At 29.3% G+C, this 26,153-nt stretch carries 19 protein-coding genes and 1 pseudogene; 16 read left to right on the top strand and 4 right to left on the bottom strand.

The window, feature by feature from the left end; translation table 11 throughout:
- Positions 1–62: 62 nt before the first annotated feature.
- Complete coding sequence (gene prfB, locus KAR88_RS07215; protein WP_002779247.1) at positions 63–1,160, bottom strand: peptide chain release factor 2; 1,098 nt, start codon at positions 1,158–1,160, stop codon at positions 63–65.
- Positions 1,161–1,232: 72 nt separating this feature from the next.
- Between prfB and rimO the strand changes: the two genes are divergently transcribed.
- On the top strand, positions 1,233–2,552 hold the full coding sequence (rimO, locus tag KAR88_RS07210; RefSeq protein ID WP_002799110.1) for a 30S ribosomal protein S12 methylthiotransferase RimO: 1,320 nt from the start codon (positions 1,233–1,235) through the stop codon (positions 2,550–2,552).
- Positions 2,542–3,507: a tRNA lysidine(34) synthetase TilS gene (gene tilS, locus KAR88_RS07205; RefSeq protein WP_002788464.1), complete on the top strand. Its 966-nt coding sequence runs from the start codon at positions 2,542–2,544 to the stop codon at positions 3,505–3,507. The genes rimO and tilS overlap by 11 nt, the downstream gene beginning before the upstream one ends.
- Here tilS and KAR88_RS07200 read toward each other — a convergent pair.
- Genes KAR88_RS07200 through ciaI form a run of 3 tightly spaced genes read right to left on the bottom strand, consistent with a single transcriptional unit; the run spans position 3,490 to position 5,494 of the window.
- Positions 3,490–4,200, bottom strand: coding sequence for an EI24 domain-containing protein (locus KAR88_RS07200; protein WP_158191962.1), 711 nt, complete (start codon positions 4,198–4,200; stop codon positions 3,490–3,492). The two genes, tilS and KAR88_RS07200, sit on opposite strands and share 18 nt — an antisense overlap.
- A gap of 1 nt (position 4,201) precedes the next feature.
- Positions 4,202–4,891: a dUTP diphosphatase gene (locus tag KAR88_RS07195; RefSeq protein ID WP_002797181.1), complete on the bottom strand. Its 690-nt coding sequence runs from the start codon at positions 4,889–4,891 to the stop codon at positions 4,202–4,204.
- 39 nt (positions 4,892–4,930) lie between these two features.
- On the bottom strand, positions 4,931–5,494 hold the full coding sequence (ciaI, locus tag KAR88_RS07190; protein ID WP_002785618.1) for an intracellular survival protein CiaI: 564 nt from the start codon (positions 5,492–5,494) through the stop codon (positions 4,931–4,933).
- 76 nt (positions 5,495–5,570) lie between these two features.
- Between ciaI and KAR88_RS07185 the strand changes: the two genes are divergently transcribed.
- From KAR88_RS07185 to KAR88_RS07110, 14 genes and pseudogenes are all read left to right on the top strand, one after another.
- Positions 5,571–5,987 carry a hypothetical protein gene (locus tag KAR88_RS07185; protein WP_002779237.1) on the top strand — a complete coding sequence of 139 codons (417 nt, stop codon included), beginning with the start codon at positions 5,571–5,573 and terminating at the stop codon, positions 5,985–5,987.
- A gap of 58 nt (positions 5,988–6,045) precedes the next feature.
- Positions 6,046–6,828 carry an ABC transporter permease gene (locus KAR88_RS07180; RefSeq protein ID WP_002788478.1) on the top strand — a complete coding sequence of 261 codons (783 nt, stop codon included), beginning with the start codon at positions 6,046–6,048 and terminating at the stop codon, positions 6,826–6,828.
- A complete protein-coding gene (locus KAR88_RS07175) occupies positions 6,825–7,487 on the top strand; it encodes an ABC transporter ATP-binding protein (protein WP_002784709.1) in 663 nt (220 codons plus the stop codon). Before KAR88_RS07180 ends, KAR88_RS07175 begins: the two co-directional genes overlap by 4 nt.
- On the top strand, positions 7,487–8,602 hold the full coding sequence (locus tag KAR88_RS07170) for a capsule biosynthesis protein (RefSeq protein WP_057030629.1): 1,116 nt from the start codon (positions 7,487–7,489) through the stop codon (positions 8,600–8,602). The genes KAR88_RS07175 and KAR88_RS07170 overlap by 1 nt, the downstream gene beginning before the upstream one ends.
- 1 nt (position 8,603) lies before the next feature.
- Positions 8,604–10,235: an SLBB domain-containing protein gene (locus tag KAR88_RS07165; protein WP_192801338.1), complete on the top strand. Its 1,632-nt coding sequence runs from the start codon at positions 8,604–8,606 to the stop codon at positions 10,233–10,235.
- A 26-nt stretch (positions 10,236–10,261) separates the two neighbouring features.
- Entirely contained in the window at positions 10,262–11,209 is a 948-nt protein-coding gene (locus KAR88_RS07160) for a KpsF/GutQ family sugar-phosphate isomerase (RefSeq protein WP_023362160.1), read from the top strand.
- A 5-nt stretch (positions 11,210–11,214) separates the two neighbouring features.
- Positions 11,215–12,861, top strand: coding sequence for a galactosyltransferase-related protein (locus KAR88_RS07155; protein ID WP_192801291.1), 1,647 nt, complete (start codon positions 11,215–11,217; stop codon positions 12,859–12,861).
- Positions 12,851–14,248, top strand: a complete 1,398-nt coding sequence (locus KAR88_RS07150) for a glycosyltransferase family 2 protein (protein ID WP_070294882.1) — start codon at positions 12,851–12,853, stop codon at positions 14,246–14,248. Before KAR88_RS07155 ends, KAR88_RS07150 begins: the two co-directional genes overlap by 11 nt.
- A 3-nt stretch (positions 14,249–14,251) precedes the next feature.
- Positions 14,252–16,801: a CDP-glycerol glycerophosphotransferase family protein gene (locus tag KAR88_RS07145; protein WP_192801290.1), complete on the top strand. Its 2,550-nt coding sequence runs from the start codon at positions 14,252–14,254 to the stop codon at positions 16,799–16,801.
- Positions 16,791–18,014 (top strand): capsular polysaccharide synthesis protein, encoded by a 1,224-nt coding sequence (locus tag KAR88_RS07140; RefSeq protein ID WP_192801289.1) that lies wholly within the window; start codon positions 16,791–16,793, stop codon positions 18,012–18,014. The genes KAR88_RS07145 and KAR88_RS07140 overlap by 11 nt, the downstream gene beginning before the upstream one ends.
- Positions 18,015–19,178 carry a nucleotide sugar dehydrogenase gene (locus tag KAR88_RS07135; protein WP_002835080.1) on the top strand — a complete coding sequence of 388 codons (1,164 nt, stop codon included), beginning with the start codon at positions 18,015–18,017 and terminating at the stop codon, positions 19,176–19,178. It begins immediately after the preceding gene.
- Positions 19,179–19,189: 11 nt separating this feature from the next.
- Positions 19,190–22,885: a glycosyltransferase gene (locus KAR88_RS08905; RefSeq protein WP_225982207.1), complete on the top strand. Its 3,696-nt coding sequence runs from the start codon at positions 19,190–19,192 to the stop codon at positions 22,883–22,885.
- The gene (locus KAR88_RS07115; protein ID WP_002830372.1) at positions 22,869–24,182 is read left to right on the top strand and encodes an APC family permease; all 1,314 of its coding nucleotides are present in this window, start codon (positions 22,869–22,871) and stop codon (positions 24,180–24,182) included. The genes KAR88_RS08905 and KAR88_RS07115 overlap by 17 nt, the downstream gene beginning before the upstream one ends.
- A 56-nt stretch (positions 24,183–24,238) precedes the next feature.
- Positions 24,239–25,057, top strand: a pseudogene (locus KAR88_RS07110) (glycosyltransferase family 2 protein); the annotation flags it as partial.
- Between the last annotated feature and the right edge of the window lie 1,096 nt (positions 25,058–26,153).

Below are 26,153 nucleotides of genomic sequence, written 5' to 3'. Positions count from 1 at the left end.
CCGCTATCTTTCTAATTCTTTTTATACCGACATTTTGCGGAAATTACTTATTTTTAAGCCTGTTACTCTGATTTTAAAGCAATCAAAACACCCTCTATCATTTTTTTGATATCCCCATCAAGGATATTATCTACTTGAGAAAAAGCTTCTCCACTGCGATTGTCTTTAACTTGCTGATAAGGGAAAAGCACATAAGAGCGGATTTGATGCCCCCAGCCTATCTCACTTTTTTCACCTGCATTAGCACTATCTTGTTGTTTCATGAGTTCAAGCTCATAAAGGCGGGATTTTAGCATTTTAAAAGCGGTGGCTTTGTTTTTGTGTTGGCTTCTATCGTTTTGACATTGTACGACTATACCGGTTGGAAAATGCGTGATTCTTACGGCTGATTCTGTTTTGTTGACATGTTGTCCACCCGCTCCACTTGCTCTATAATAATCTATTCTTATATCTTTTTCTTCGATTTCTATTTCTATATCATCATCGAGTTCAGGGCTTACCATAACGCTTGAAAAGCTTGTGTGGCGGCGTCCCGCGCTATCAAAAGGAGAGGTTCTTACTAAGCGGTGAATTCCATTTTCAGCTTTTAAATACCCATAAGCATTTTCACCCTTAACCAAAAAGCTTACATCTTTAAGTCCTGCTTCTTCGCCTTCTTGAAAGTCTAAAGTTTCGACTTTAAAACCTTCTCTTTCGCAAAATCTTAAATACATCCTATAAAGCATGCTTGCCCAGTCATTACTTTCCGTTCCACCCGCACCAGGATGAATAGAAACAATAGCATTTTTGCCATCATTTTCTCCGCTTAAAAGCATGGAAATTTCAAGACTTGTGATGGTATCTTCAAGTTTTGGCGCATCATTAAATAAAGCTTCAAGCGTTTCTGTATCGTTTTCGCTGTTGGCTAGATCGAAAAGTTCGCTTGCGTCATTTAGAGCATTGAAAGCATTTTCGTAGTTTTTTAGTAGATTGGTAATCTTGGTTTTTTCTTTGCCTATGATTCCTGCTTGCTTGACATCATTCCAAAAAGAAGGAGAATTTTCAAGCTCTTCGATCTCTTTAAGCCTTGTTTGGATGTTTTCAGGCTTGATGATAGAGGCTATGTTGCCGACTTTGTTTTTTAAAGTTTTTAAAAGTTCGCTAAATTCGTAATTATCCATAAAATTTCTTTGCTATAATTATATTTTAAAATCGAAGATTATATCAAAATAAAACTTTAATATAGGAAAAAAATGTCAAAACTTTATCTTATGTCTTTAGGCTGTAATAAAAATTTAGTCGATAGTGAGATTATGCTAGGGCGTCTTAGCGCTTATGAGCTTTGCGATGAGCCAAGTAAGGCTGATGTTTTAATCGTAAATACCTGTGGCTTTATAGATAGTGCAAAAAAAGAAAGCATCAATGCGATTTTAGATTTGCATGAGCAAAGAAAAAAAGATTCACTTTTGGTTGTGACGGGTTGTTTGATGCAGCGTTACCGCGAAGAGCTTATGAAAGAACTTCCTGAAGTTGATCTTTTTACTGGTGTGGGTGATTATGAAAGAATCGATGAAATGATACTTAAAAAAACCAATTTATTTTCAAATTCGACTTATTTGCAGGGTGAAAACTCCAAACGCATCATCACAGGTTCTAATTCGCATGCTTTTATAAAAATCGCTGAAGGTTGCAATCAAAAATGTTCTTTTTGTGCGATCCCAAGTTTTAAGGGTAAGTTAAAATCGCGTGAAATTTCTAGCATTATAGCCGAGCTTAAAGATTTGGTGGCTAGGGGTTATAAGGATTTTTCTTTTATCGCACAAGATACGAGTTCTTATTTGTTTGATAAGGGTGAAAAAGATGGGCTTATACGTTTGATTGATGAGGTAGAAAAGATCGAGGGTATTAAAGCGGCTAGAATTTTATATCTTTATCCTACAAGTGCGAGTGAGGCTTTGATCAAGCGTATTATAGCTTCTAAAATTTTTGTAAATTATTTTGATATGCCTTTGCAACACATTAGCGACAATATGCTTAAGATTATGAAACGCGGAGCAAATAGCACAAGACTTAAAGAAATGTTAAATTTGATGAAAAGTGCACCTGATAGCTTTTTGCGTACGGGTTTTATCGTAGGGCACCCAGGTGAAAGTGATGCGGATTTTGAGGAGCTTTGTGAATTTATCAAAGATTTTGGTTTTGATAGAGTGAGTGTTTTTGCGTATTCTAAAGAAGAAGATACAGCTGCTTTTGATATGGAGCAAGTGCCTTTTAAAGTGATCAATAAAAGGCTTAAAATCATAGAAAAAATTGTAGACGAAGTCATAGAAAAAAGTTTTGAAAAAGAAGTGGGAAAAAAGCGCTTAGTTGTTTGTACAGGTGAGAGTAGCGAGGGTGAGTTTTTTATCGCAGCTAAAGATTTAAGATGGGATAGAGAGATTGATGGAGAAATTCTTATCAATGAAAGCGAATGCGGGAATTTGGAAATGGGACAAATTTATGAATGCGAAATCATTCAAAATGTTGATAAAAAGCTCATAGCCAAGGCTTTAAGAAAAATAGATGCAAATTAAAGATGAAATTTTATCCTTGTTAAAAAAGGGTAGAAATTTACTCGCTTTTTCTTATGGAAGTGATTCTAGTGCACTTTTTCATTTTTTAGTGCAAAAAAAGATTGATTTTGATCTTGTGATGATTAATTATAAAACACGAAAAAATAGCGATTTAGAAGAGCAAAAAGCCAAGGAGCTTGCCTTGGAATTTCATAAAAAAATTTTTATAAAAAGTGCTCCTGTGATAAAGGGGAATTTTGAAAAAGAAGCTAGGGATTTTCGTTATGATTTCTTTGAAAAAATTTGTCTTGAGCAAAATTATAGCAATCTTATCTTAGCTCATCATCTCAATGATCAATTGGAGTGGTTTTTAATGCAGCTTTCTCGTGGGGCGGGTTTGGCTGAAATTTTAGGCATGCAAGAGTGTGAAAAGCGCTCAAATTATACACTTTTACGCCCTTTGCTTTTTATGAGTAAGGATGAAATTTTAAGTTATTTAAAAGAGAATGATATTTTTTATTTTCAAGATGAGAGTAATGAGAATGAAAAATATTTTAGAAATTATATAAGAAAAAATTTTTCCAATGCCTTTGTGAGTAAATTTCATCAAGGTTTAAAAAGAAGTTTTTTTTATCTTGATGAGGATAGAAAAAAACTCTATGATTTGGAGTCTATAAAAGAAATTCAAGGTCTTATGATTTGTCCTAAAAATGAAAGTTTGATTGCTAAGGCTGTAAAAATGAAAGGTTTGCTTTTAAGCGCAGCACAAAGAAAAGAGTTTTTGAAGGGCGATTGTGTTTTAGGTGGAAAAATAGGCATCGTGTATAAGGATGAAAAGGCTATCGTTTTTAAATATGAAACTTGTCAAAAATTGCCAAAAGAATTTAAAGAAGCTTGCAGAATCGCTAAAATACCAAGACTTTTAAGAGCTTATTTATACAATCACAAAATCGATATTTCATCCCTTAACTTCTAATTTTAAAATTCTTTGATAAGCTAAATGTGTTAAAAAAATCACAAAAAATACTTGCAAAAAAATTCCTAAAAGCGGGATAGATGAGAGCAAGTAAAAACATAAAGTGCTGAATTTAAATTCAAAGGTAGATGCTTGAGCGTTAAAAATTTTAAAATTTTCTTTATCTAAAACCGAACTTGTTATATCAAGCATTAAAAGCTTGTGAAAAAGATAATAAAAAGCAAGATAATACACAAAAAGATTGATAAAAGGCAAAAACAAAGCCAAGGTGCAAAGTAAAAAAATTCCTATAAATTTTAAAAATATTTTGAAAATTTCAAAAATTATATACATATTTGAGATGTTTTGTACTTCGTGATGATAGTATTTGTTATTGATTTGTTTTACAATGAGAGGAGTAAGAAAAGAGGTGATAAAAAGGGCTAGGAAAACTGAAGCAAAAATTATAACAAAGCCCGAAAATAAAACACTTATAAGCGTAATTAAAATTTGAACAAAATGAAGAGCGTAAAACCATGCCCAAAACGAGTCTTCTCCAACACTAAATAAAGAATTAAAATAATCAAGCAAAAAAGAAAAACCAAAAATTGCCAAAAATATCATCAAAATAAAACTAAAAGTAAGTGGAATTAAGGTAAATTTCAAAAATTGAAGTGTGAAAAAATCCTTAATAGCAAGTCTTAAAATTTTCAAATTACACCTTTTTATAATATTCTTCTAATTTTTTATAAATAGTATCAAAATCAAGCTCTTGCTCTAAAATTTCAGCCAATACTTCATTATCTTCTTTTCCGTTCCAATCTTTCTTATAAGTACCTTGTTTATAGCCATTGTTTTGTCTAAAAATATTTAAAATATTTTTTCCTATGTAGGTTTTATAAAGAATTTCAAGATTAAGTCCACACTTAATCGCTAGGATAAAATAATTAGAAAGTAGCTCTCCAAGACTAAATCCAAAGCCACTGCATTTATGAATGATAAGTTCTATGTCATTTAAAATGCTATAAAGATCATTTTCGCTAGGATTGCCCTCTTCTTTGCAAAAATCTTGAAAAACACTAACACAGATGATTTCATTCGCTATGGCTTGGAAATTTTTATCCTTTTTATTTGTATATTCTTCAAGTAAAAGACTGAGGATAAAATGCCAAATATCTACGATTTCCATACGAACATTTTCCCAATTAGTAGGGCTTGAAATATTTTTCCAATGTTTCCAAGCAAAAGAATCTATAAGTTCGGCACATTCCATATAAATACAACGTCTCCAGCTGATGAGCTTTCCTTCCTTGGTATAACCTTCTTCCCAATTTAAACCATTAGTTTCATCATTGAGTTTTTGTTGGAGCTTGAGCATATTTTCTAAAATTTCAACATTTTTCATCTTGTGCCTTTTTTATTTTTTTATGATTTATTATAAAATTTAAGCGTAAAGATTTAAACCTTTTTCTGCATTATTTTGATTTTCTTTAGCTTTTTCTTGCTGTTTTTCAAGCTGCTTTTTCATTTGCTCTAACACTTCATCTAGTAGTTTTTTGCTATCTTCGAGCATGGATGTATTGATATCTTTATCATTGCTTTGATTTTGTTTGAGTAAATCACTAAGTTTATTTGTAAAATTATTCATGATAGCATTTTGATGGTTTTCATCATTTGGCGTTGGCAATACATTTGCCATTTGCATTGCTGATTCTATGATTTCTTTTGGTTTTAATTCTCCTACTTTAGAATTTGCCAAAAAGTCTTTTATCATGGGTTCGACTTCTTTCATTGCATTTTTTATCTCATCAAGATCAGCTTGGGTGAGTTTAGAGCCTTCAAAAGTGAAGCTAAAACCATATTGACGTTTAAGATTAAGACTTTTACCTTCTTCATCATTGCTATAACTTAAGCTTTGATTATCATACATAGACAAGGCTAGGTGTTTGCCACTTTTTGTTGTATAGTCCATTGAAAAACTTTGATTTTTGCTCGCATCAATTTGCATTTTGCTCCCCTTGTATTGATATGCTTAAAATGAAAAATCGGTTATTTTTAAAAAAAATTTAGTATAATTTTACCCAATGGATGAAAGAATTTTAGAATTTATAAAAAATGAGCAGCTTTTATCTTGGGCTATGAGTGATGAAAAAGGTGTTTATATAGCCAATGCTTTTTATGTCTTTGATGAAAAAAATTTAGCTTTTATCATCGCCTCACATGAAGATACGAAGCATATAAAATTAGCTAGCGAAAATCCTAGCATAGCACTAAATATAGCTAAAGAAAGCAAGATAGCTTTTTTAAAAGGCATCCAAGCTAAGGCCAAATTTAAAAGCGCAAGCAAGGAGCAAATAAAAATTTATTTTTCAAAATTTCCTTTTGCAAAATTGGATAAGAGTGCAAAAATTTATGCTTTAGAGCTTGATTGGCTTAAATTTACAAACAATGCTTTAGGATTTGGCAAAAAGCTTGAATTTTATAAAGATAAAATTTTATGATTTGTTTAAAAAAATGAGTTATGATTATAGCTTATGCAAAAATTAGGTATATAAATAAATGTTAAATGTAATTCACGCTTTGTTTTTTAGAGAATTAAAGACTAGATTTGGTAAAAATAAATATTTGGGTTATTTTTGGGTTATTGGCGAGCCTATGAGTGTCATTTTAATACTTACTACCATTGTGACTATTCTCAGAGAATACCATCATCAACTAATGCCTGAAGGGATTTCTATTTTTATGTTTTTAATTTCGGGTATAGTTCCTTATTTTATGTTTAGAAGTATAGTCACTCAGCTTATGAATGGCATAGGAGCAAATTTAGCTCTTTTTGCTTACAAACCTGTAAAACCCATACATGTTTTTATCGCTAGGACTTTGCTTGAGTTTTGTATTTATTTTGTTATATTTGTAGCAGTATTGTTTATAGTGGGTTGGTTTTTTAGATTAGAAGTTATCCCTAGGCATTTTTTAAGCGTGATGATTTGTATATTTTTGCTTATGTGTTCGGGTTTTGCTTTGGGTATGGTTTTTGCTATCATTGGATATTTTTTAGAGCCCTTAAAGACTTTGCTTAATTATTTTAGTATAGTATTTTATTGGGGTTCGGGTGTTATCTTTCCTACTTGGCTTATGCCAAAACCTATTCTTGATATATTATATTATAATCCTTTGCTTCATGTTATGGAGCTTTTAAGATTTAATTTTTTTGAAAATTATCCTTTGCAAGATGATTATACTTATACTTATCCTATATTTTGTATCATATGCACTTCTTTTGTGGGACTTTTTTTATATTATTACAATAGACAAGCTTTAACAGCAGTGAGAAGAACATGATAAAAGTTTTAAATTTAACCAAATCTTATCCTTTATTTAATGGCGGAAGGCATTATGTTTTTAAAGATTTTACTTTTGAATTTCCTGAAAATTGTAGTATAGGTTTAATGGGTAGAAATGGTGCAGGAAAATCAACTTTAATGAAGCTTTTAAGTGGCTCTGAGCTTCCCGATAGAGGAAAAATCATTACCAATAAGAAATTTTCTTGGCCTTTAGGGCTAAGCGGAGCTTTTCAAGGATCCTTAACAGCTAGAGATAATGCTAAATTTGTGGCTAGGGTTTATGGCTATAAGGGTGAAGAGCTTTACGAAAAAGTTAAATTTGTAGAAGATTTTGCAGAGCTTGGCAAATTTTTTGATGAGCCCATGAATACTTATTCTTCGGGTATGAGTGCTAGGATAGCTTTTGGGCTTAGCATGGCTTTTGATTTTGATTATTATCTAATCGATGAGGCAGGAGCTGTAGGAGATCCTAAATTTAGAGAAAAAAGCCATAAATTATATAAAGAAAGATTGAGCCAATCTAAAGTGATCATGGTTTCACACAATGTGGCTGAAATTAAAGAATGGTGTGATAAAATTATCTTTATGGAAAATGGGAAAGCTACTGTTTATGATGATGTAGATGAGGGCATAGCCGTCTATCAAGGGAAAAAATAATGACAAAAATAAATACATTTTTTAATAAAATTAAAGATCTAAGTATTTTTGATTCTTTCAAGATAGTATGGATCTTGATGATTTTTGTGATCATTTATTATATTTTAATTGCCGCTGATCGTTATGTAAGTACTATCACCATGAGTGTAAAATCAACTACTGGAAGCACTCAAGCAAGCGGGGTTTTGTCGCTTTTAACCGCAACTTCCAATACTAGCGAAGATATCAAGTTTTTACAAGGCTATATAGAATCGCTTGATATGTTAAAGATTCTAGATGAAAAAATTCATCTAAAACAGCTTTATGATGAGCAATATATTGATTTATTTTATAGCTTATCAAGTTCTAGCTCTATAGAAAGTTATTTAAAATATTATCAAAGCCGCGTTAAAGTACATGTGGATGATAAAACAGGACTTTTAAATGTCGAGGTTGAAGGATTTACTCCAGAATCTGCGCATTTAATCGCCAAAACCATTATGCAAGAAAGTGAAAAATTTATCAATGAAATTTCACACAAGGCAGCAAGAGAACAAATGAGCTTTGCGGAAGAAGAATTGATAAAATATAAAGAACGCTATCAAAAAGCGCAAAACGATTTGATTGCCTTTCAAAATAAGTATGGAGTTTTTGATCCTCTAAAACAAGCAGAAGCTAAAGCTGGCTTAGTAACTCAACTTGAATCAGATATCGCTCAAAGAGAAGCTAAGCTTTTAACCATGCAAAGCTATATGAATGATAGCGCACCTGAAATTGTAACCCTAAAGGCTGAAATCACTGCTTTAAAAAAACAATTAGTCAAAGAAAGATCTAAAATTTCAGCCGATAATTCTTCTCAAAAACTCAATGATCTAGCTGCTAAATTTCAAGATCTAACCATAGAAGCAGGCTTTGCTCAAAGTGCTTATGAGGCGGCTTTGAAAGCTTATGAAAGTGCAAGGATAGAAGCTTTAAGAAAGATTAAACAACTAGTTATCGTTCAAACCCCTGATGTACCCCAAAGTGCAAAATACCCTGAAAAAATTTATAATATCTTAACAGCATTTATTGTATTATCTTTGATTTTTGGGGTGATTAAATTTGTTAAAATGATTATAGAGGAGCACAAGTATTAAAATGAAAAAAATATTAATTTTATTTTTAAGTTGTATTTTTTGTTTTGGAGCTATAGATGTTTCACAGATTAGCTCAAGTGGAAATTCTAGCACAACTAGCTCTTCTCAAAATATAGAAAACAATATCAGCAAGAGCACCCCTGCTCAAATTCCTGTATTTGGCGCAGAATTATTTAATGGAAATTTCAAAAATTACACTCAAAGGGTTTATAATCCTGACTATAAAATCGCAGTAGGCGATCAAATCAGTCTTAAAATTTGGGGTGCGGTTGAATTTGAACAAATTTTAGTTGTGGATTCTCAAGGAAATATTTTTATCCCTAAGGTAGGAGCGGTAAATTTGCTAGGGGTAAAAAATAGTGCTCTTGTAAGTGTGATTAAAGCTCAGGTAAATAAAATTTATAAAAATAATGTTTTTGTTTATGCTGATATGAATGCTTATCAAAATGTTAGTGTTTTTGTCACAGGCAGTGTTAATGCTCCAGGGCTTTATCAAGGTCTTAGTTCGGATTCTGTGATCCAGTATCTTGATAAGGCAGGCGGGATAAATTTAGAATACGGAAGTTTTAGAGATATTCAAATTTTACGCAATAATGCTGTGATTAAAAAGATAGATTTGTATGATTTTTTACTTAAGGGTCAAATGGATCTTTTTCCTTTTAGAAGTGGCGATGTGGTTTTGGTGGGAAATGTCCAAAGTTATGTTTTTGTAAATGGAGATGTGCAAAGACCGTTTCGCTTTGAGCTTGCAAATGATATTAAAACTTTATTTGATTTAGCCCGTGTAGCAGGTGCCAAACCTATAGTGACTAATGCGATACTAAGAAGTTATGAAAATGATCATAAGCTTGAAGTAAGTGCTTATAATAAAATGCAATTTTCTAAAGTTTTATTAAAAACGGGTGATGAGGTGCAGTTTAATCCCGAATACATTTCGCAAAATATCAGTATAACAGTCAATGGCGAGCATAGCGGGCTTAAAACTTTGGTAGTTCGAAAAGGAACGACGCTAGAGGATGTTTCAAGACTGATCGTGGCAAATGGGCAATCGGACATGAATGCCTTGCAAGTTTTTAGAAAAAGTGTTGCCAAAACTCAAAAAGATCTTATCAATGCTCAGCTTAAAGAGCTTGAAACCCTTGCTTTAACTAGTCCTTCAGTGACTTCTCAGGGTGCGGCTATCAAAGCAGAACAAGCAAAATTGATACTTGAGTTTATCCAAAGAGCAAGAGAATTAGAGCCTAAGGGGCAAATTGTTATCGATAAACCAAAATCTTATGGAGAGGTTATACTAGAAGAGGGTGATACTATCAATGTCCCTAGTAAAAACAATCTTATCATAGTCCAAGGTGAGGTTACTTTACCAGGAGCTTTTGTTTATAATAAGGGTGAAAATTTAAAATACTATATCAACCTCGCAGGAGGTTATGGAGAAAGAGCGGATACTTCTAAAGTACTTGTTATACGTAACAATGGCAAGGCTCAAAAATATAGCGGAAGTATCGATATGATGCCTGGAGATTCTGTCTTGGTTTTGCCTAAAGTTGATAGTGAGAATTTACAAATTTTTTCTATGCTAACGCAAATTTTATATCAAATTGCCGTTGCAACGAATGTAGTATTGAATTTATGATGATTTTAGGATGATATACAATGAAAATTGATGCTTTAAAGATAGCTAAAGAAGTTTTTGCGACAGAGGCTAAGGCTATAGAGGATTTGGCTTTAAATTTGGATGAAAATTTTTCTAAAGCCATAGAACTTATGCTCCATACAAAGGGGCGTTGCATAGTCAGTGGCATGGGTAAATCAGGCCATATAGGAGCTAAGATAGCTGCGACTTTAGCAAGCACAGGAACTCCAAGCTTTTTTATCCATCCTGGAGAGGCTTTGCATGGGGATCTTGGGATGCTTACTCCTGATGATGTTTTGATCGCTATTTCAAATTCAGGCGAGACTGAAGAGATTTTAAAAATCATCCCTGCGATTAAAAAACGTAAAATCCCTCTTATAGCCATGTGCGGAAAGAAAAACTCTACTCTTGTAAAACAAGGGGATATTTTTTTAAATATATCTGTAAAAGAAGAAGCATGCCCTTTGCAACTTGCTCCGATGTCTTCGACAACTGCTACTTTGGTAATGGGCGATGCTTTAGCAGCTGCTTTGATGAAGGCTAGAAATTTTAGACCTGATGATTTTGCTCTTTTTCATCCAGGTGGAAGTTTGGGTAGAAAGCTTTTAACTAGGGTAAGTGATCTAATGGTATCTAAAAATCTTCCTATAGTTCATCCTGATACTGAATTTAATGATCTTGTTGATGTGATGACAAGTGGGAAATTAGGACTTTGTTTGGTGCTTGAAAATGAAAAGTTAGTAGGCATTATAACCGATGGGGATTTGCGCCGCGCTTTAAAGGCTAATGATAAACCAAGATTTGATTTTAAAGCTAAAGAGATCATGAGTATAAATCCTAAAGTGGTCGATGCTGATGCTATGGCAAGTGAGGCAGAAGAGATCATGCTAAAGTATAAAATCAAAGAAATTGTTGTTTCTAAAGAAGATAAAGTAGTAGGTATCATACAGCTTTATGCGATAGGGAATGTGTAATATTTATGCCCTTATTATCTGTGATAATACCTTTTGGTTTGAGTAAAGAACGCTCTTATATACAGGAAAGAGTTTATGAAAAGGCACAGTGTTTTAAAACTGATGAAAAGATAGAATTTATATTTGTCGAGGGTTATTCTTCGCAAGAGCATAATCTTAAGACATGTATTCTAAAAAACAATCACATTTATCTCAAAGATGAGAGTCAAGAAGAGTATTTTTCTCAAGGCAAATGTCGAAATTTTGGTGCTAGTTATGCCAATGCTAGCGTACTTTTGTTTTTAGATCTTGATTGTTTTATTTCTTTTGATAGTCTTGAAAAAATTTTAAAACTTATAAAAATCAAAAATATTTTAAACAACCCCAGTGCTCTTTTAGTATTGCCTGTAGTATATTTAACGCAAGAGGCTAGCGAAATTTTAAGAGAATATCCAATGGATTTATGGGATGTATTGATTCAAGAAGATTTAATCAGTGGAAAAAATTTTCTTGTTAAGTTTTTTGCTCCGAGTTCGACTTCGGGTTTGATTATCAATCGACATAAATTTTTAGAAATTGGCGGAAATGATGAAAATTTTATAGGTCATGGCTATGAAGATTTTGATCTTTTTGCTAGAGTTTTAAACTCTTGTTTAAAATTTGAGAAGATTCCTTTAAATTTAAATTATGATTCTAGAAATTGGAATTTTTATAACTTTAAAGGTTTTCGTTCTTGGTTTTCTTTACTTGGTTATGAGCTATGTTTTTATGGAATTTATATGTACCATCTTTGGCATATAGAGCCAAATCAAAATGGTTATATGGATAAAAAGCATAAAAATCATAAGTTATTTTACAAACACTTGAAAAAAATAAAAGATTATTCTATAGATCCTTTGCAAATTTCAAGTGTAAAAAATACTAAAATTTTAGTTATTGCAAATAAAAAATATAATTTTAGAGCTTTGAGCGTTTATTTGGGCAAGTTTGTTTATAAAAGCTTAGATGAGCTTGCTTATCAAAGTAAAAAAGAAATTGAAATTTATTTACAAGAAGAAAAATTCGATAAAATTTTACTAGATAAAAATATATACAACGAAGATTTGCACAAAATTTTTAAAAACTATCTTTGTGTGTATTTTGAGTCTGGAATTTTGCCTGATTCTTGGTTGTTTTATAAAGATGCCAATGGGCTTTATGATAGAAAGCATTGGGATATTGATTTAGATAAATTACAAATTAAAGAAATGCAAGCTTACATCACTTCTTTGAAATTTGAAGAAAAGAAGAAAATTTTTACTTTTATCCAGAAATTAGGATTTGATAAAGATGATGATTTGTATAAAATTGTTTTTTATTTAAAAAATGAACTTTATAGTTTTGCCAAAAATGATGATTTTTATCAAATTATTTTTAATAAGAAAAAAATGCTTATGTTGGGAAATTATGACAAAGAGTATTATTCTTTAAAATCTTTTGTTTATAAGCCTTATTTGTATGAGATAAAAAGGGTGAGATTTTTTTCCAAAATTTTAGAATTTCTGGGTTTAAATTTCTTATTAAGTTTGATTTCACAGACTAAATTTTATCGTTTAGCAAGAAAATTATTTTTTAATCCTAGGGATTTTTTTAAAGATTCTAAATTTTATAAAAGACATAACAATGCAAACTAAAACCGTCGGTGTAGTAATCCCTATATACAATGTAGAAAAATATTTAAGAGAATGCTTAGATAGTGTAATCAATCAAACTTATACTAACTTAGAAATCATACTAGTAAATGATGGTAGTACAGATGAAAACTCGCTCAATATTGCAAAAGAATATACTCTAAAAGATAAAAGAATCACTCTTTTTGATAAAAAAAATGGTGGACAAAGTACAGCTAGAAATGTAGGGATAGAATATTTTAGTGGAGAATATAAACTCAAAAACAAAACCCAAACTATCAAAGAAAATTCTTTAATAGAATTTAACATAGAAGGTAATAATCCTTATGAAATATACACTGTATATAAAAGCTATAAAGCTTTTAATGATGAAAAAGATTTAACAAAATTTACTTATCCTATTATTGATTATATTATCTTTTTAGATTCTGATGATTATTGGGAATTAAACTGCATAGAAGAATGTGTACCTAGAATGGATGGGGTAGATGTGGTTTGGTTTGATTATAGAGCGGTGTATGATAAAGTCAAAAGAAAACATCTTAGCCAAATGACTCACTTTGATTATAAAAATGAAGTGATTATCACTTCAAAAGAATGGCTTGATCGAGCTAAGGAAAGAAGACTTTTTTATTTTTGGTTTGCTTGGCAAGGTATGGTAAATTTTACTTTTCTTAAAAACATAAAACTAAAATTTATCAAGGGGATATTTGCGGAAGATTGTCATTTTGGGGTGTTATTGTTTGCTTTGAGTAAAAATATTTATATACTTCCAAAGCAAATATATATTTATCGTTTACGAGAGTCAAGCTCTATGAATTTTACCCGTAAAAAATGGGCGATACATCCTGATTCGCATTTGAAAAAGATTGATATTTTTGAAAATTTGAACAAGGCAAGATTGTATTATGAGACTACAAGCTGGATGCAAATCGCACTAGAATTTATAAAATTTATCCATTCTAAGCATCATTTAAGCGATGAAGTTAAACAGCATTTTTTACCAGTAGTTTGCAATAAAGCTTTAACTTTACAAAAATTTGATAAAGATCCATTGTATCTAAAAAAATACGCCAAAAATTTAAAAATATATATACAAAATCAACCCTTAGGTGCAGTTAGCAGAGTGAAAGAATATCTTTCTTATAAAATTGCAAAAGAAATTTCTAGAAAAAAAGGTATAATGAAATTAACATTAGCTTTTAGTGTTGTTAAGGTATCTGTACAACATCAAAAAGAAGTGAGAAGATATAAAAAAGATATTAAAAGAGATGTTTTAAATAAAAGATTGCCTTTGGAATTTTATAAGGATTATCAAAGGGCTTTAAGCTTAAGAAATCAGCGATTAATTCAAATGTTGTATAATGCAAGCTTAAAATTAAAAGGCTGATATATGATTTTAAATTCTAAAAAGTTAAGAAAACTTAGAACGAATCCAAAACTATTTTTCAAAGATGCTATAGAAAAAAAATCCTTGTGGCTAAATAATACTTATAAAAAATATCTTCCTAAAAAATACAAAGGCTTTTCCCAGTATGTAATAATCTCAGCTGTATATAATGTAGAAAAATATTTAGACGATTATTTTAAATCCATAATAAACCAAAGACTTGACTTTAAAAAAAACATTTTTATGATACTTGTAGATGATGGCTCTACTGATAATTCTGCACAAATAATTAAAAAATACCAAAAGAAATATCCTAAAAATATCGTCTATCTTTACAAAGAAAATGACGGACAAGCTAGTGCTAGAAATTTAGGCTTAAAATATATGCAAGAAAATCATTATAAAACCCCTTGGGTTACTTTCACCGATCCAGATGATTTTTTGGATAGAAATTATTTTTACGAAGTAGATAAGTTTTTAGCAACTCACCAAGATGATGATATTTGCATGATAGGGTGTAATATAATTTTTTATTATGAAAAGCAAAAAATACATAAAGATAATCATCCATTAAATTTTAAATTCAAAAGCGGTGTACAAGTTAAAGAAAATTATAATCTTGATAGCTTTATACAATTATCTGCTGCTAGTTGTTTTATGAATATTGGATATCTTGATAAATTATTATTTGATGAAAAACTAAAACCCAATTTTGAAGATGCTAAATTTATAAATGAGTATTTATTAAAAAATATCAATTTAAAAAGTGCTTTCTTGCCAACAGTAAAATATTTTTATAGAAAAAGAGGTGAGGGAAATTCTACTTTAGATAATTCTAATAAATATTCCGATTTATATTTATTAGTTTCACGTAGAGGTTGCTTAAAACTTTTGCAAGAGAATAAATTTTATAATATTTTTATTCAAAGTGTTTGTTTATATCATTTTGTTTGGCAAATTAAATTTCTTATTAATTCGCCCGAAAAATTATATTTCATGGATAAGGATGAAAAACAGAGATATTTAGAATTGCTAGATGAAAATTTTTCTTATATAGATAATGACACCATAATGAAATTTAACTTAGCAAGCTGCTGGTTTTTCCATAAAGTAGGAATTTTAAATTGCTTTAAAAATGAAAAACCACCATTTCAAATAGCTTATATAGAAGATTATAACCCTTATAAAGAGCAAATTTTACTTACTTATTACACTGGAGATGATGAGGACATAGAAAGTATTCTTGTAGATGGAGAGGAAGTATATGCAGATTATAAAAAGATAGTTAAGTATGATTTTTTAGATAGAGTGTTTTGCTATCAAAAAAGATTATGGGCTCATATTCCAAAAAACGCTAAAGATAAGTTGGAAAATTTTATCTACGGAGAGCAAAGTAAAATAAGTTTTAATGGCAAACACTATCAAAGTATAAATATCAAAGATATCAGACAAGAATTTCAAAAAAGATTACCAAAAAGTAATATTTGGCTTTTTGCTGATAGAGACTATGAAGCAGATGATAACGCAGAGCATTTATATAGATATATAATGCAAAATCATCCAGAACAAGAAATAGTTTTTGCATTAAGAAAAGAAAGTTCAGATTGGGAAAGATTGAAAAAAGAAGGATTTGATCTAGTAGAATTTGGAAGTTTTGAGTTTGAAAGAATTATAAAAAAAGCTTCAAAGGTTATTAGCTCCCATTCTGATGAGTATTTGATAAGATATATTACACCTAGACAGCAATTTATTTTTTTGCAACATGGGGTAATAAAAGATGATCTTTCTAAGTGGCTTAATTCTAAAAAGATAGACTTGTTTATAACTTCAACAAAGGCCGAATATGATTCTATAGCAAATGATTATAATCACTATAAATTTGGAAAAAAAGAAGTGGTTTTAACAGGTCTTGCAAGGCATGACGCTTTATTGAAAAATAATCAGTGTAATGCTCGGCAAATTATTATAATGCCTACATGGAGAGCAAATATCGTTGGTGTAGCTTTAGGTTCTAGCAAAAGAGGGTTGCAAAGTGATTTTACACAGAGTGAATATTTTCAAAAATGGAATTTATTATTAAATAGCAATATCTTGCAAAAATTATGTGAAAAATATGATTATACTATAGTTTTCAATCCTCATCCCAATATTATCCCCTATTTAAAAGACTTCAATATCCCTTCTTATGTTAAAATAGCCAATCACAATGAAAGCTTACAAGAATTATTTTGTAATTCATCTTTAATGATAACTGATTATTCTAGTGTAGCTTTTGAGATGGCGTATCTAAACAAACCAGTGATTTATTATCAATTTGATCATGAGGAATTTTTTAATTCTCATACTTATCAAAAAGGATATTTTGATTATAAAAAAGATGGTTTTGGTCCTGTTGTAGAAGACGAAGAAAGTTTATTAAAAGAGCTTGAAAACTTACTGCAGAATGATTGCAATCCTTTTGGTATTTATAAGGATAATATAGATTCAACTTTTGCTTTTAAAGATGGTAAGTGTTGTGAGAGAATTTATAAGGTAATAAAATATGATAAATGATAAAACAATTTGGACATTTTGGGAGCCTAAAGATAAGATGCCCGGATATGTAAAACTTTGCATAGAAACTTGGAAAGTTTTTTTTTCAGACTATAGGGTTGTTATACTTGACTATTCAAATTTGCATAATTTCTTACCAAAAGATTTTTATGATGAAAGCTTGTATGAAAATTTTTCACTTCCAAAGCAGGCAGATGCTATTAGGGCAGCGGTGCTATATTTATACGGTGGAATTTGGCTTGATGCTGACACAATTATTACATCTTCCAAGATTAAATATTTTTTCGAGAATCCTAGTAACTTTTCTATTTTTTCGAGTCACATAGGTGTGCTTAAAGCAAAAAAAGGTTCTATTATTTGTTTTAATTGGTTTCAAGAATGCCAAAAAAGAATATTAAATTATAGAAAAATTAAAGAATCAAATGGTGACCTAAGACAATTTGAAGCTTATTATTATCTTGGAAACGGACCATTAAATCCTAATATTGAAACATTTAAAAACAATAAAAATGAAGTTGTTATTTTTAATAGAGTAAAGAATAAGGTAATTATGGAAGCCTTTTGGAGAACAAAAGATGAAAACAAGGAAGGAAATGCGATTGTAAATTATCAAGAATTTTATTTTTTAAATGATTATAGTGATTTTGTTTTAGAAAATGAAGCAGGGTTGTTAATGCTACATAACAGTTGGACTCCTTATAGCTATAAAAATCTAAATATTGAAGATTTTCTAATTTGCAAAAATACTCTTTCTGGTATCTTTTTAAAGATTTTAAATTTGGATTTTGGTAAAATGTATATGGACATAAGGGATAGATTATATTTGAGAAGTTTACAAGCTAATCCTTTATCTTTCCAATCCAAATACGGCACAGCCAAATCCCGCATTCAAAACCAACTTTCCTATAAGTTAGGACAAGCTATGATAATAAATTCAAAATCTATACTAGGTTATATAAGAATGCCTTTTGTATTATCTTATATAAAAGATAAACACAAACAAGAACAAAAAATCTATCAAGAAAAAATCAAAAAAGATCCTTCTTTAAAACTACCTCCTTTAGAATCGTATCCTGATTACAAAGAAGCTTTAAAAGAAAAAGAATGTTTTACTTATAAACTAGGAGAGTCTTTGATAAAAGCAAATAAAACTTGGTATAAGGGTGGATATGTTAAACTATGGTTTGAGATTAGGAAATTACAAGGAAGTTAAGTGAAAATTTGTGTTGTTGGTGCTGGGTATGTAGGTCTAGCGAATGCATTAGTGTTGTGCAAAAATAATAATGTTGTGATATTAGATGTGGATGCAAATAAAATTAAGCAAATTAATCGAAAGCAATCGCCTATCAAAGATAAAATGATTGAAGAATATCTTACAAATGATAATAAGATTTATGCTACATTGGATAAAAAAAATGCTTATGAAAATTGTGATTATATTATCATTGCCACACCTACAAATTATGATGAAAATACACAATATTTTGATACTAAAAGTATCGAAAGTGTTATGTTTGATATTGTAAAATTTAATAAAGATGCTATAGTTATAATTAAAAGTACTATTCCTATAGGCTATACAAAATATTTAAAAATGACTTTTGCTGTTAAGGATATTATATTTTGTCCAGAGTTTTTACGAGAAGGTAATGCTTTGTATGATAATTTATATCCAAGTAGGATTATTATCGGTAGTAAAGGAGAGAATGCTCATAATGTTGCAAAGATTTTTAGTAGTTCTGTTTTAAAAGAGAATACTCCTGTATTATTTATGGACTCTAGCGAAGCTGAGAGTGTAAAGCTTTTTTCAAATACTTATCTTGCAATGAGAGTTGGCTTTTTTAATGAGCTAGATACATTTGCTAAAAGTAACAAGCTAAACACGGAAGATATAATATCAGGCGTTTGTGCAGATCCAAGGATTGGTAATTATTATAACAACCCTAGTTTTGGCTATGGGGGTTATTGTCTTCCCAAGGATAGCAAGCAGTTGTTATCAAATTTTAAAGACATTCCCAACGCATTAATTCAAGCTATAGTTCAAACCAATGATTTAAGAAAAAAATTTATTATACAGGAAATTTTATCTAAAGAGGTAGATACTGTAGGATTTTATCGATTGATCATGAAGCATGAATCAGACAATTTTAGAAATTCTGTAATGTTGGATTTAATAAATGAAATTCAAAAATATAAGCAAGTTGTTATATATGAACCATTGATAGATAGCAAGCAATTTAATGGTTGTGAGATTGAGAATGATTTTGAGAAATTTATAAATAGAATTGAAATGATTGTTGCAAATAGACTAGATAAACAACTTACTACTTATAGAGATAAAGTCTATACAAGCGATATTTATACAAGCGATATATAAAGGTATTAACAATGCAAACTAAAACCGTAGGCGTAGTAATCCCCATATATAATGTAGAAAAATATCTAAAAGAATGTTTAGATAGTGTAATCAATCAAACTTATACTAACTTAGAAATCATACTAGTAAATGATGGTAGTACAGATGAAAACTCACTTAATATTGCAAAAGAATATACTCTAAAAGATAAAAGAATCACTCTTTTTGATAAGAAAAATGGTGGACAAAGCACAGCTAGAAATGTGGGCATAGAATACTTTAGTGGAGAATACAAACTCAAAAATAAAACCCAAACCATCAAAGAAAATTCTTTAATAGAATTTAACATAGAAGGTAATAATCCTTATGAAATATACACTGTATATAAAAGTTACAAAGCTTTTAACAACGAAAAAGATCTAACAAAATTTACTTATCCTATTATTGATTATATTATCTTTTTAGATTCTGATGATTATTGGGAATTAAACTGTATAGAAGAATGTGTACCTAGAATGGATGGGGTAGATGTGGTTTGGTTTGCCAATAAGCACTTATATGATAATGTAAACATTCCAGAAACAAGACAGCCAACATTGTTTGAGTATTATAACTTTGATAAGGAGTGTCAAATAAGTAGTGAAGAATGGGCATCTAAAACGCTTCAAATGGGAAGAAAAAGTTTTTGGTTTACAGTAATGGGAATGATAGATTTTAACTTTCTTAAAAACATAAAATTAAAACATTATGATTATGCAATTTTAGAAGATAACTTATTTGGAATTTTATTATTTATGCAAGTTAGTAAAATTTATATACTTCCTAAGCAAATGTATAGAAACAGGGTAAGACCAAATAGCACAATGAATCACGATAAAAAAGTTACAGCTAGTAATATTCCGCTTTTTTTACAAACTGTGTATTATAGCTTTGATAAAGATCCGGAACGAACAAAAGAGTATTTTAGAGTTGCAAGTTGGGTTTTGTTAAATAATCAAATGAAATTATTTTTGCAAAATAGTCATTTAAGTTATTATCGTTGTTTATTAATGCGAGAATTTGTAAAATATTATTTTTCTTTAGCAAAACCCATTTTTAAGTATAAAAATGACCCGCTAAATGTTTCTTCGATTTGCTTGGAGGTATCTAATTATATAAAGGTATTAACAATGCAAACTAAAACCATCGGTGTAGTAATCCCTATCTACAATGTAGAAAAATATTTAAGAGAATGCTTAGATAGTGTAATCAATCAAACTTATACTAACTTAGAAATCATACTAGTAAATGATGGTAGTACAGATGAAAACTCGCTCAATATTGCAAAAGAATATACTCTAAAAGATAAAAGAATCACTCTTTTTGATAAAAAAAATGGTGGACAAAGTACAGCTAGAAATGTAGGGATAGAATATTTTAGTGGAGAATATAAACTCAAAAACAAAACTCAAACTATAAAAGAAAATTCTTTAATAGAATTTAATATAGAGGGTAATAATCCTTATGAAATATATACTGTATATAAAAGCTATAAAGCTTTTAATAATGAACAAGATTTAACAAGCTTTACTTATCCTATTATAGATTATATTATCTTTTTAGATTCTGATGATTATTGGGAATTAAACTGCATAGAAGAATGTGTACCTAGAATGGATGGGGTAGATGTGGTTTGGTTTGATTATAATAAAATATATGAATCTGGATTTTTGGATCAGAAAAATGATTGGACTTGGTTCTTAGGGTATAATAGAAATAGTGGTAGTAAAAAAATTAGTTCAAAATTATGGTTAGAACGATATAAACATATTGGGCACTTTGCGTTTGTTTGGCAAGGTGTGATAAATTTTAGATTTCTTAAAAATATCGATTTGAAATTTATTGATGGCATTTTTCACCAAGATGTACATTTCGGTTTTTTGCTATTTGCGCAAAGTAGTTATATTTATTTATTATCTAAGAAATTATTGGTATATCGTATTCGAAATGGTGCAACAACTGTAAGAAATTTTAAAAATAATCTTAAAGATGAAATACCTTTCTATATACAGGAATTGCTTAGTTATTTTGAAATCAAAACAGCTAAAGAGTATTATAGTATATATAGTTGGATACAAATTATTTTAAACGTTATGCATTCGCATAATATAAAAAATAATTTACACTCTGATTTATATTATTTGTTTATTGGAAATTTGAGTGAGCAAATTTTAAAGTTAAAATTTAGTTACAAACAAGATCCTATGCATTTGAGTGGTTTTATTAATTTTATAAAAACTTTTGTAGGCTTACATCGAATATTGCAAAACAATATGCAAAAAAATTCAGTCCAACTTAACCAACTTCAATCTAAATTATCTTTCCAATCCCAACACGGCACAGCTAAACAAAGAATTCAAAACCAACTTTCCTATAAACTCGGACAAACTATGATAGTAAATTCGAAAAATATATTTGGTATATTATTTATGCCTGTATATATAATATCAACTCTATTATCTCATAAACAAGAACAAAAAATCTATCAAGAAAAAATAAAAAAAGATCCTTCTTTAAAACTACCTTCTTTAGAATCTTATCCTGATTATAAAGAAGCTTTAAAATTTAAAAACCATCTTTCTTATAAACTAGGACAAGCTCTTATAAAAGCAAATAAAACTTGGTATAAGGGTGGATATGTTAGATTTTTGTTTGAGCTAAGAAAAATATATAAACAAAAAACAATGAAGAATAGTTTGATATTGTATAAGAATAGAGATAGTAATAAAAAAGATACAACAAGAAGTATAAGGGGGGGGGATAGGTTAGCGTTAGGATTAGATGAGCAATATTTTATAAAAAGACATGAGAGTTTTTTTCATTATAAACCAGATTTTCGCAACCCCAAGACATTTAATGAGAAAATAATACATAGGATTTTATTTGACAGAAGAGATATTTACACTTTTTTAGCAGATAAAATCAAAGTAAGGCTTTATATACAATTTATCTTGGAGTATGATATATCAAATGGACAGATTTACAAGCTTTTATCGAAAAATATAGATGAATTATCTGAAGAACTCAAAAATACTAATAAATGCAGTTATCTACCGGAAATATATGGTATATACAAGCATACAGATGAGATTGATTTTGACTTTCTGCCTAATTCTTTTGTTATAAAGACAAACCATGATTGGGGTGGAGTTGTGGTTGTTAACAATAAGGCAGAGTTTTTGGCAGATTCTAGCAAAAAAATAGAGTCTTTAACTAAACTACAGAAACATTTGGATAGGAACTATTATGATGTTTCAAAAGAATGGCATTATAAAAATATAACTCCTAGAATATTTATAGAAGAAAATTTAAGCCAAAAAAACAATGATTTGAAAGATTATAGGTTTCATGTTTTTAACCATAAGACACAATTTATACAAGTAGCCAATTCTGCTCATACTTGCAATAATTTATATTATCCTGACTGGAAAATATTTCCCATTATGTATCTCAATAAACGAGACTCTAAAGAAATTCAAAAACCATATAAATTAAAAAAAATGTTAAAATTGGCATCATTACTATCTATTGATTTTGATTATATCAGAGTGGATATGTATTTGGTGGATTCTAAAATTTATATAGGTGAGCTTACATTTACGCCAAATTGTGGAAAAGCTAAAATAGAGCCTGCTGAATGGGACTTAAAGTTAGGTCAAATGTGGAGAAGTGATGTTTTTAAATTATAATATATTATTTTTTTGTATAGGTTGTATTATTGGCTGGGGAGCATTTGCTTTACCGGGCTTATTGTTTTTAGATATGGGTCTTATAAATTCTATAGTAGGTTTGTTGCTAGGGGCATTATTTATAATTATTATTGCAACAAACTATTTTAAACTTTCTCAAATGTTTCCTCAGACTGGAGGAGAATTTTTATATACTTTACATTTTTTTGGAAAAAAACATGGATTTGTTTGTGGATGGTTTTTGATTTTAGCATATTTGTGTATCATACCTTTAAATTTAACAGCTATATCGTTACTATTTGATCACTTGCAATTTAATTACCTACAAAATAATATTTTGTATTACATTAATGATAAACCTATATACTTAAATAATATTATTTTATCTTTATTGATTTTAGCATTAGTATTATATATCAATCTGAGGGGTGTTAAGATTGCTCTATATATACAAAATATTTTCACAATAATTATTTTCATCAGTATTCTTTTTTGTGTGATAGGTATGATGTTAAGTGAGTTTTCTTGGAAAAATTTAGCAACTTATATTTCAAATCAGGATATTAGTTTACAAAATATTTTAAGGGTAGTTGCCATAGCTCCTTGGCTTTATGTAGGATTCGATTGTGCTGTTCAAGTTATTCAAGATACAAAAAATAAAAATTCTTGGTTTTTTAATCAACTAGTCTGTGCTTCTATTCTTATAGGTTGTTTGATTTACATATTGGTTTTAATGATTGCTGCTTATTCATATCCCTATACTGAATTTAAAAAGATCATATGGATTGTTGGACAGGGTGTAGAAAATTATTTTGGTTTTTATGGTTTGTTTATACTTTCAGTGGGTGTTTTTTGTGCTATTTTAAGTGGCGTAAATGGGTTTTTTATAGCAACAAGCAAGGTGCTTTATTCCTTGAGTGAAAATGGTATTATTTCAAAGCGATTTATACAAACAAATCAATATAACTCCCCTTTTTATATTTGTTTTTTTATTGCTATTGTATCAGCAATATTACCTTTTTTCGGAAGAGAATATTTGCTATATGTAGTTGATATGTCTTCTATCGGAATTATTGTATCTTTCGTGTATATCAGTTTAATTAATTTTAAATTTTTATGTTTCTCAGTTATGGATAAAATTAGAAGTTTATTTTCATTAATTTTAAGTTGTATTTTCATGTTGTTATTGTTTTTTCCAAATTCTCCAGCTGCACTAAAATATCCTTCTGTGATAATGCTTTTATTTTGGATAATTTTAGGAATTCTTTTTTTTAAAATAAAAAAAATTGAATGCTGATGCTATTACAAAAGAGTTTTTGATATAATATTAAAAATAATCTAAGGTCAAATATCATGAAAACCGTCGGTGTAGTAATCCCTATATACAATGTAGAAAAATATTTAAGAGAATGCTTAGATAGTGTTATCAATCAAACTTATACTAACTTAGAAATCATACTTGTAAATGATGGTAGCACAGATGAAAACTCATTAAACATAGCAAAAGAATATACTTTAAAAGATAAAAGAATTACTCTTTTTGATAAAAAAAATGGTGGTTTAAGTACAGCTAGAAATGTGGGCATAGAATACTTTAGCGGAGAATACAAACTCAAAAACAAAACCCAAACTATCAAAGAAAATTCTTTAATAGAATTTAACATAGAAGGTAATAATCCTTATGAAATATACACTGTATATAAAAGCTATAAAGCTTTTAATGATGAAAAAGATTTAACAAAATTTACTTATCCTATTATTGATTATATTATCTTTTTAGATTCTGATGATTATTGGGAATTAAACTGCATAGAAGAATGTGTACCTAGAATGGATGGGGTAGATGTGGTTTGGTTTGATTTTGAGATGTTTATTGATGAGACTAAAAATAAAAAAGAATGGAGTAGATTGCGTTCTTTTCAATTTTTAAAAGAAATAACTATCACACCTAAAGAATGGTTAGAACAAAGTATTGCAACGAAACAGAATGAATTTGCATTTGCATGGGGAGGCATGATCAATTTTAGTTTTTTAGAAAATATAAAATTGAAATTTACCAATGGAATTATTTTTGAAGATGTAGCATTTGGTACGATTTTATTTGCCCAAACTAAAAATATTTATATATTGCCTAGGGTTGTATATAATTATAGGATTCGCCAAAATAGCATTATGCAATCTCTAAAAAATAGTAATTTGTCAGAATATTTAAGTTATATGAGAGAATATTTTATAAGCGATTCAGAGGTAAAAAGCTATCATGTTGTCATTAGTAAAATTATAACCATAGAAAAACTTTGCGCTTTTATAACTTCTTTTCATAATATCGAAGTGTCTTATTTAATGAGAATTGCTTTTTTTAATTATTTGAGACAGTGGAGTTTGGAAATTTTTAATCTAAGCAAGGATCCCATGGATTTTTTTGATCAAGTGGTGATATTAACCCATGATTTATTTGTGCATAAAAATAAGAAAATTTTATATAAAGAAGCAAATTCTAAAGATATCTTTATTTGGTTAAGTCAAATAATTACGTTAAAAAATACTCTTTTGCAAACTAAAGATAAAACCGTTGCAAACCAAACCACTCAAATCCAAAACCTAAACAATACTCTAAGCACTAAAACTCAAGAATTAACATCTAAAACTACTCAAATAAAGGAATTAAATCAAGTCGTTGCAAACCAAACCACTCAAATCCAAAACCTAAACAATACTCTAAGCACTAAAACTCAAGAATTAACATCTAAAACTACTCAAATAAAGGAATTAAATCAAGTCGTTGCAAACCAAACCACTCAAATCCAAAACCTAAACAATACTCTAAATAAAACCATAAAAGAAAAAGATTTAGTTATAAATTCTGGTATAAATCAAATTAATCAATTGCAAAATAACATGCAAGAAAAAATAACCCAACTTAATCAACTTCAATTCAGGCTATCTTTCCAATCCCAACACGGCACAGCTAAACAAAGAATTCAAAACCAACTCTCCTATAAACTAGGTCAAACTATGATAATAAATTCAAAAAATATATTTGGTATATTATTTATGCCTGTATATATAATATCAACTCTATTATCTCATAAACAAGAACAAAAAATCTATCAAGAAAAAATAAAAAAAGATCCTTCTTTAAAACTACCTTCTTTAGAATCTTATCCTGATTATAAAGAAGCTTTAAAATTTAAAAACCATCTTTCTTATAAACTAGGACAAGCTCTTATAAAAGCAAATAAAACTTGGTATAAGGGTGGATATGTTA

It is taken from the genome of Campylobacter sp. JH23 (genome assembly GCF_017846595.1).
GTDB lineage: Bacteria > Campylobacterota > Campylobacteria > Campylobacterales > Campylobacteraceae > Campylobacter_D > Campylobacter_D coli.
Note: the sequence above shows the minus strand (reverse complement) of the source record. Positions and strands in the feature narration are given on the sequence as shown.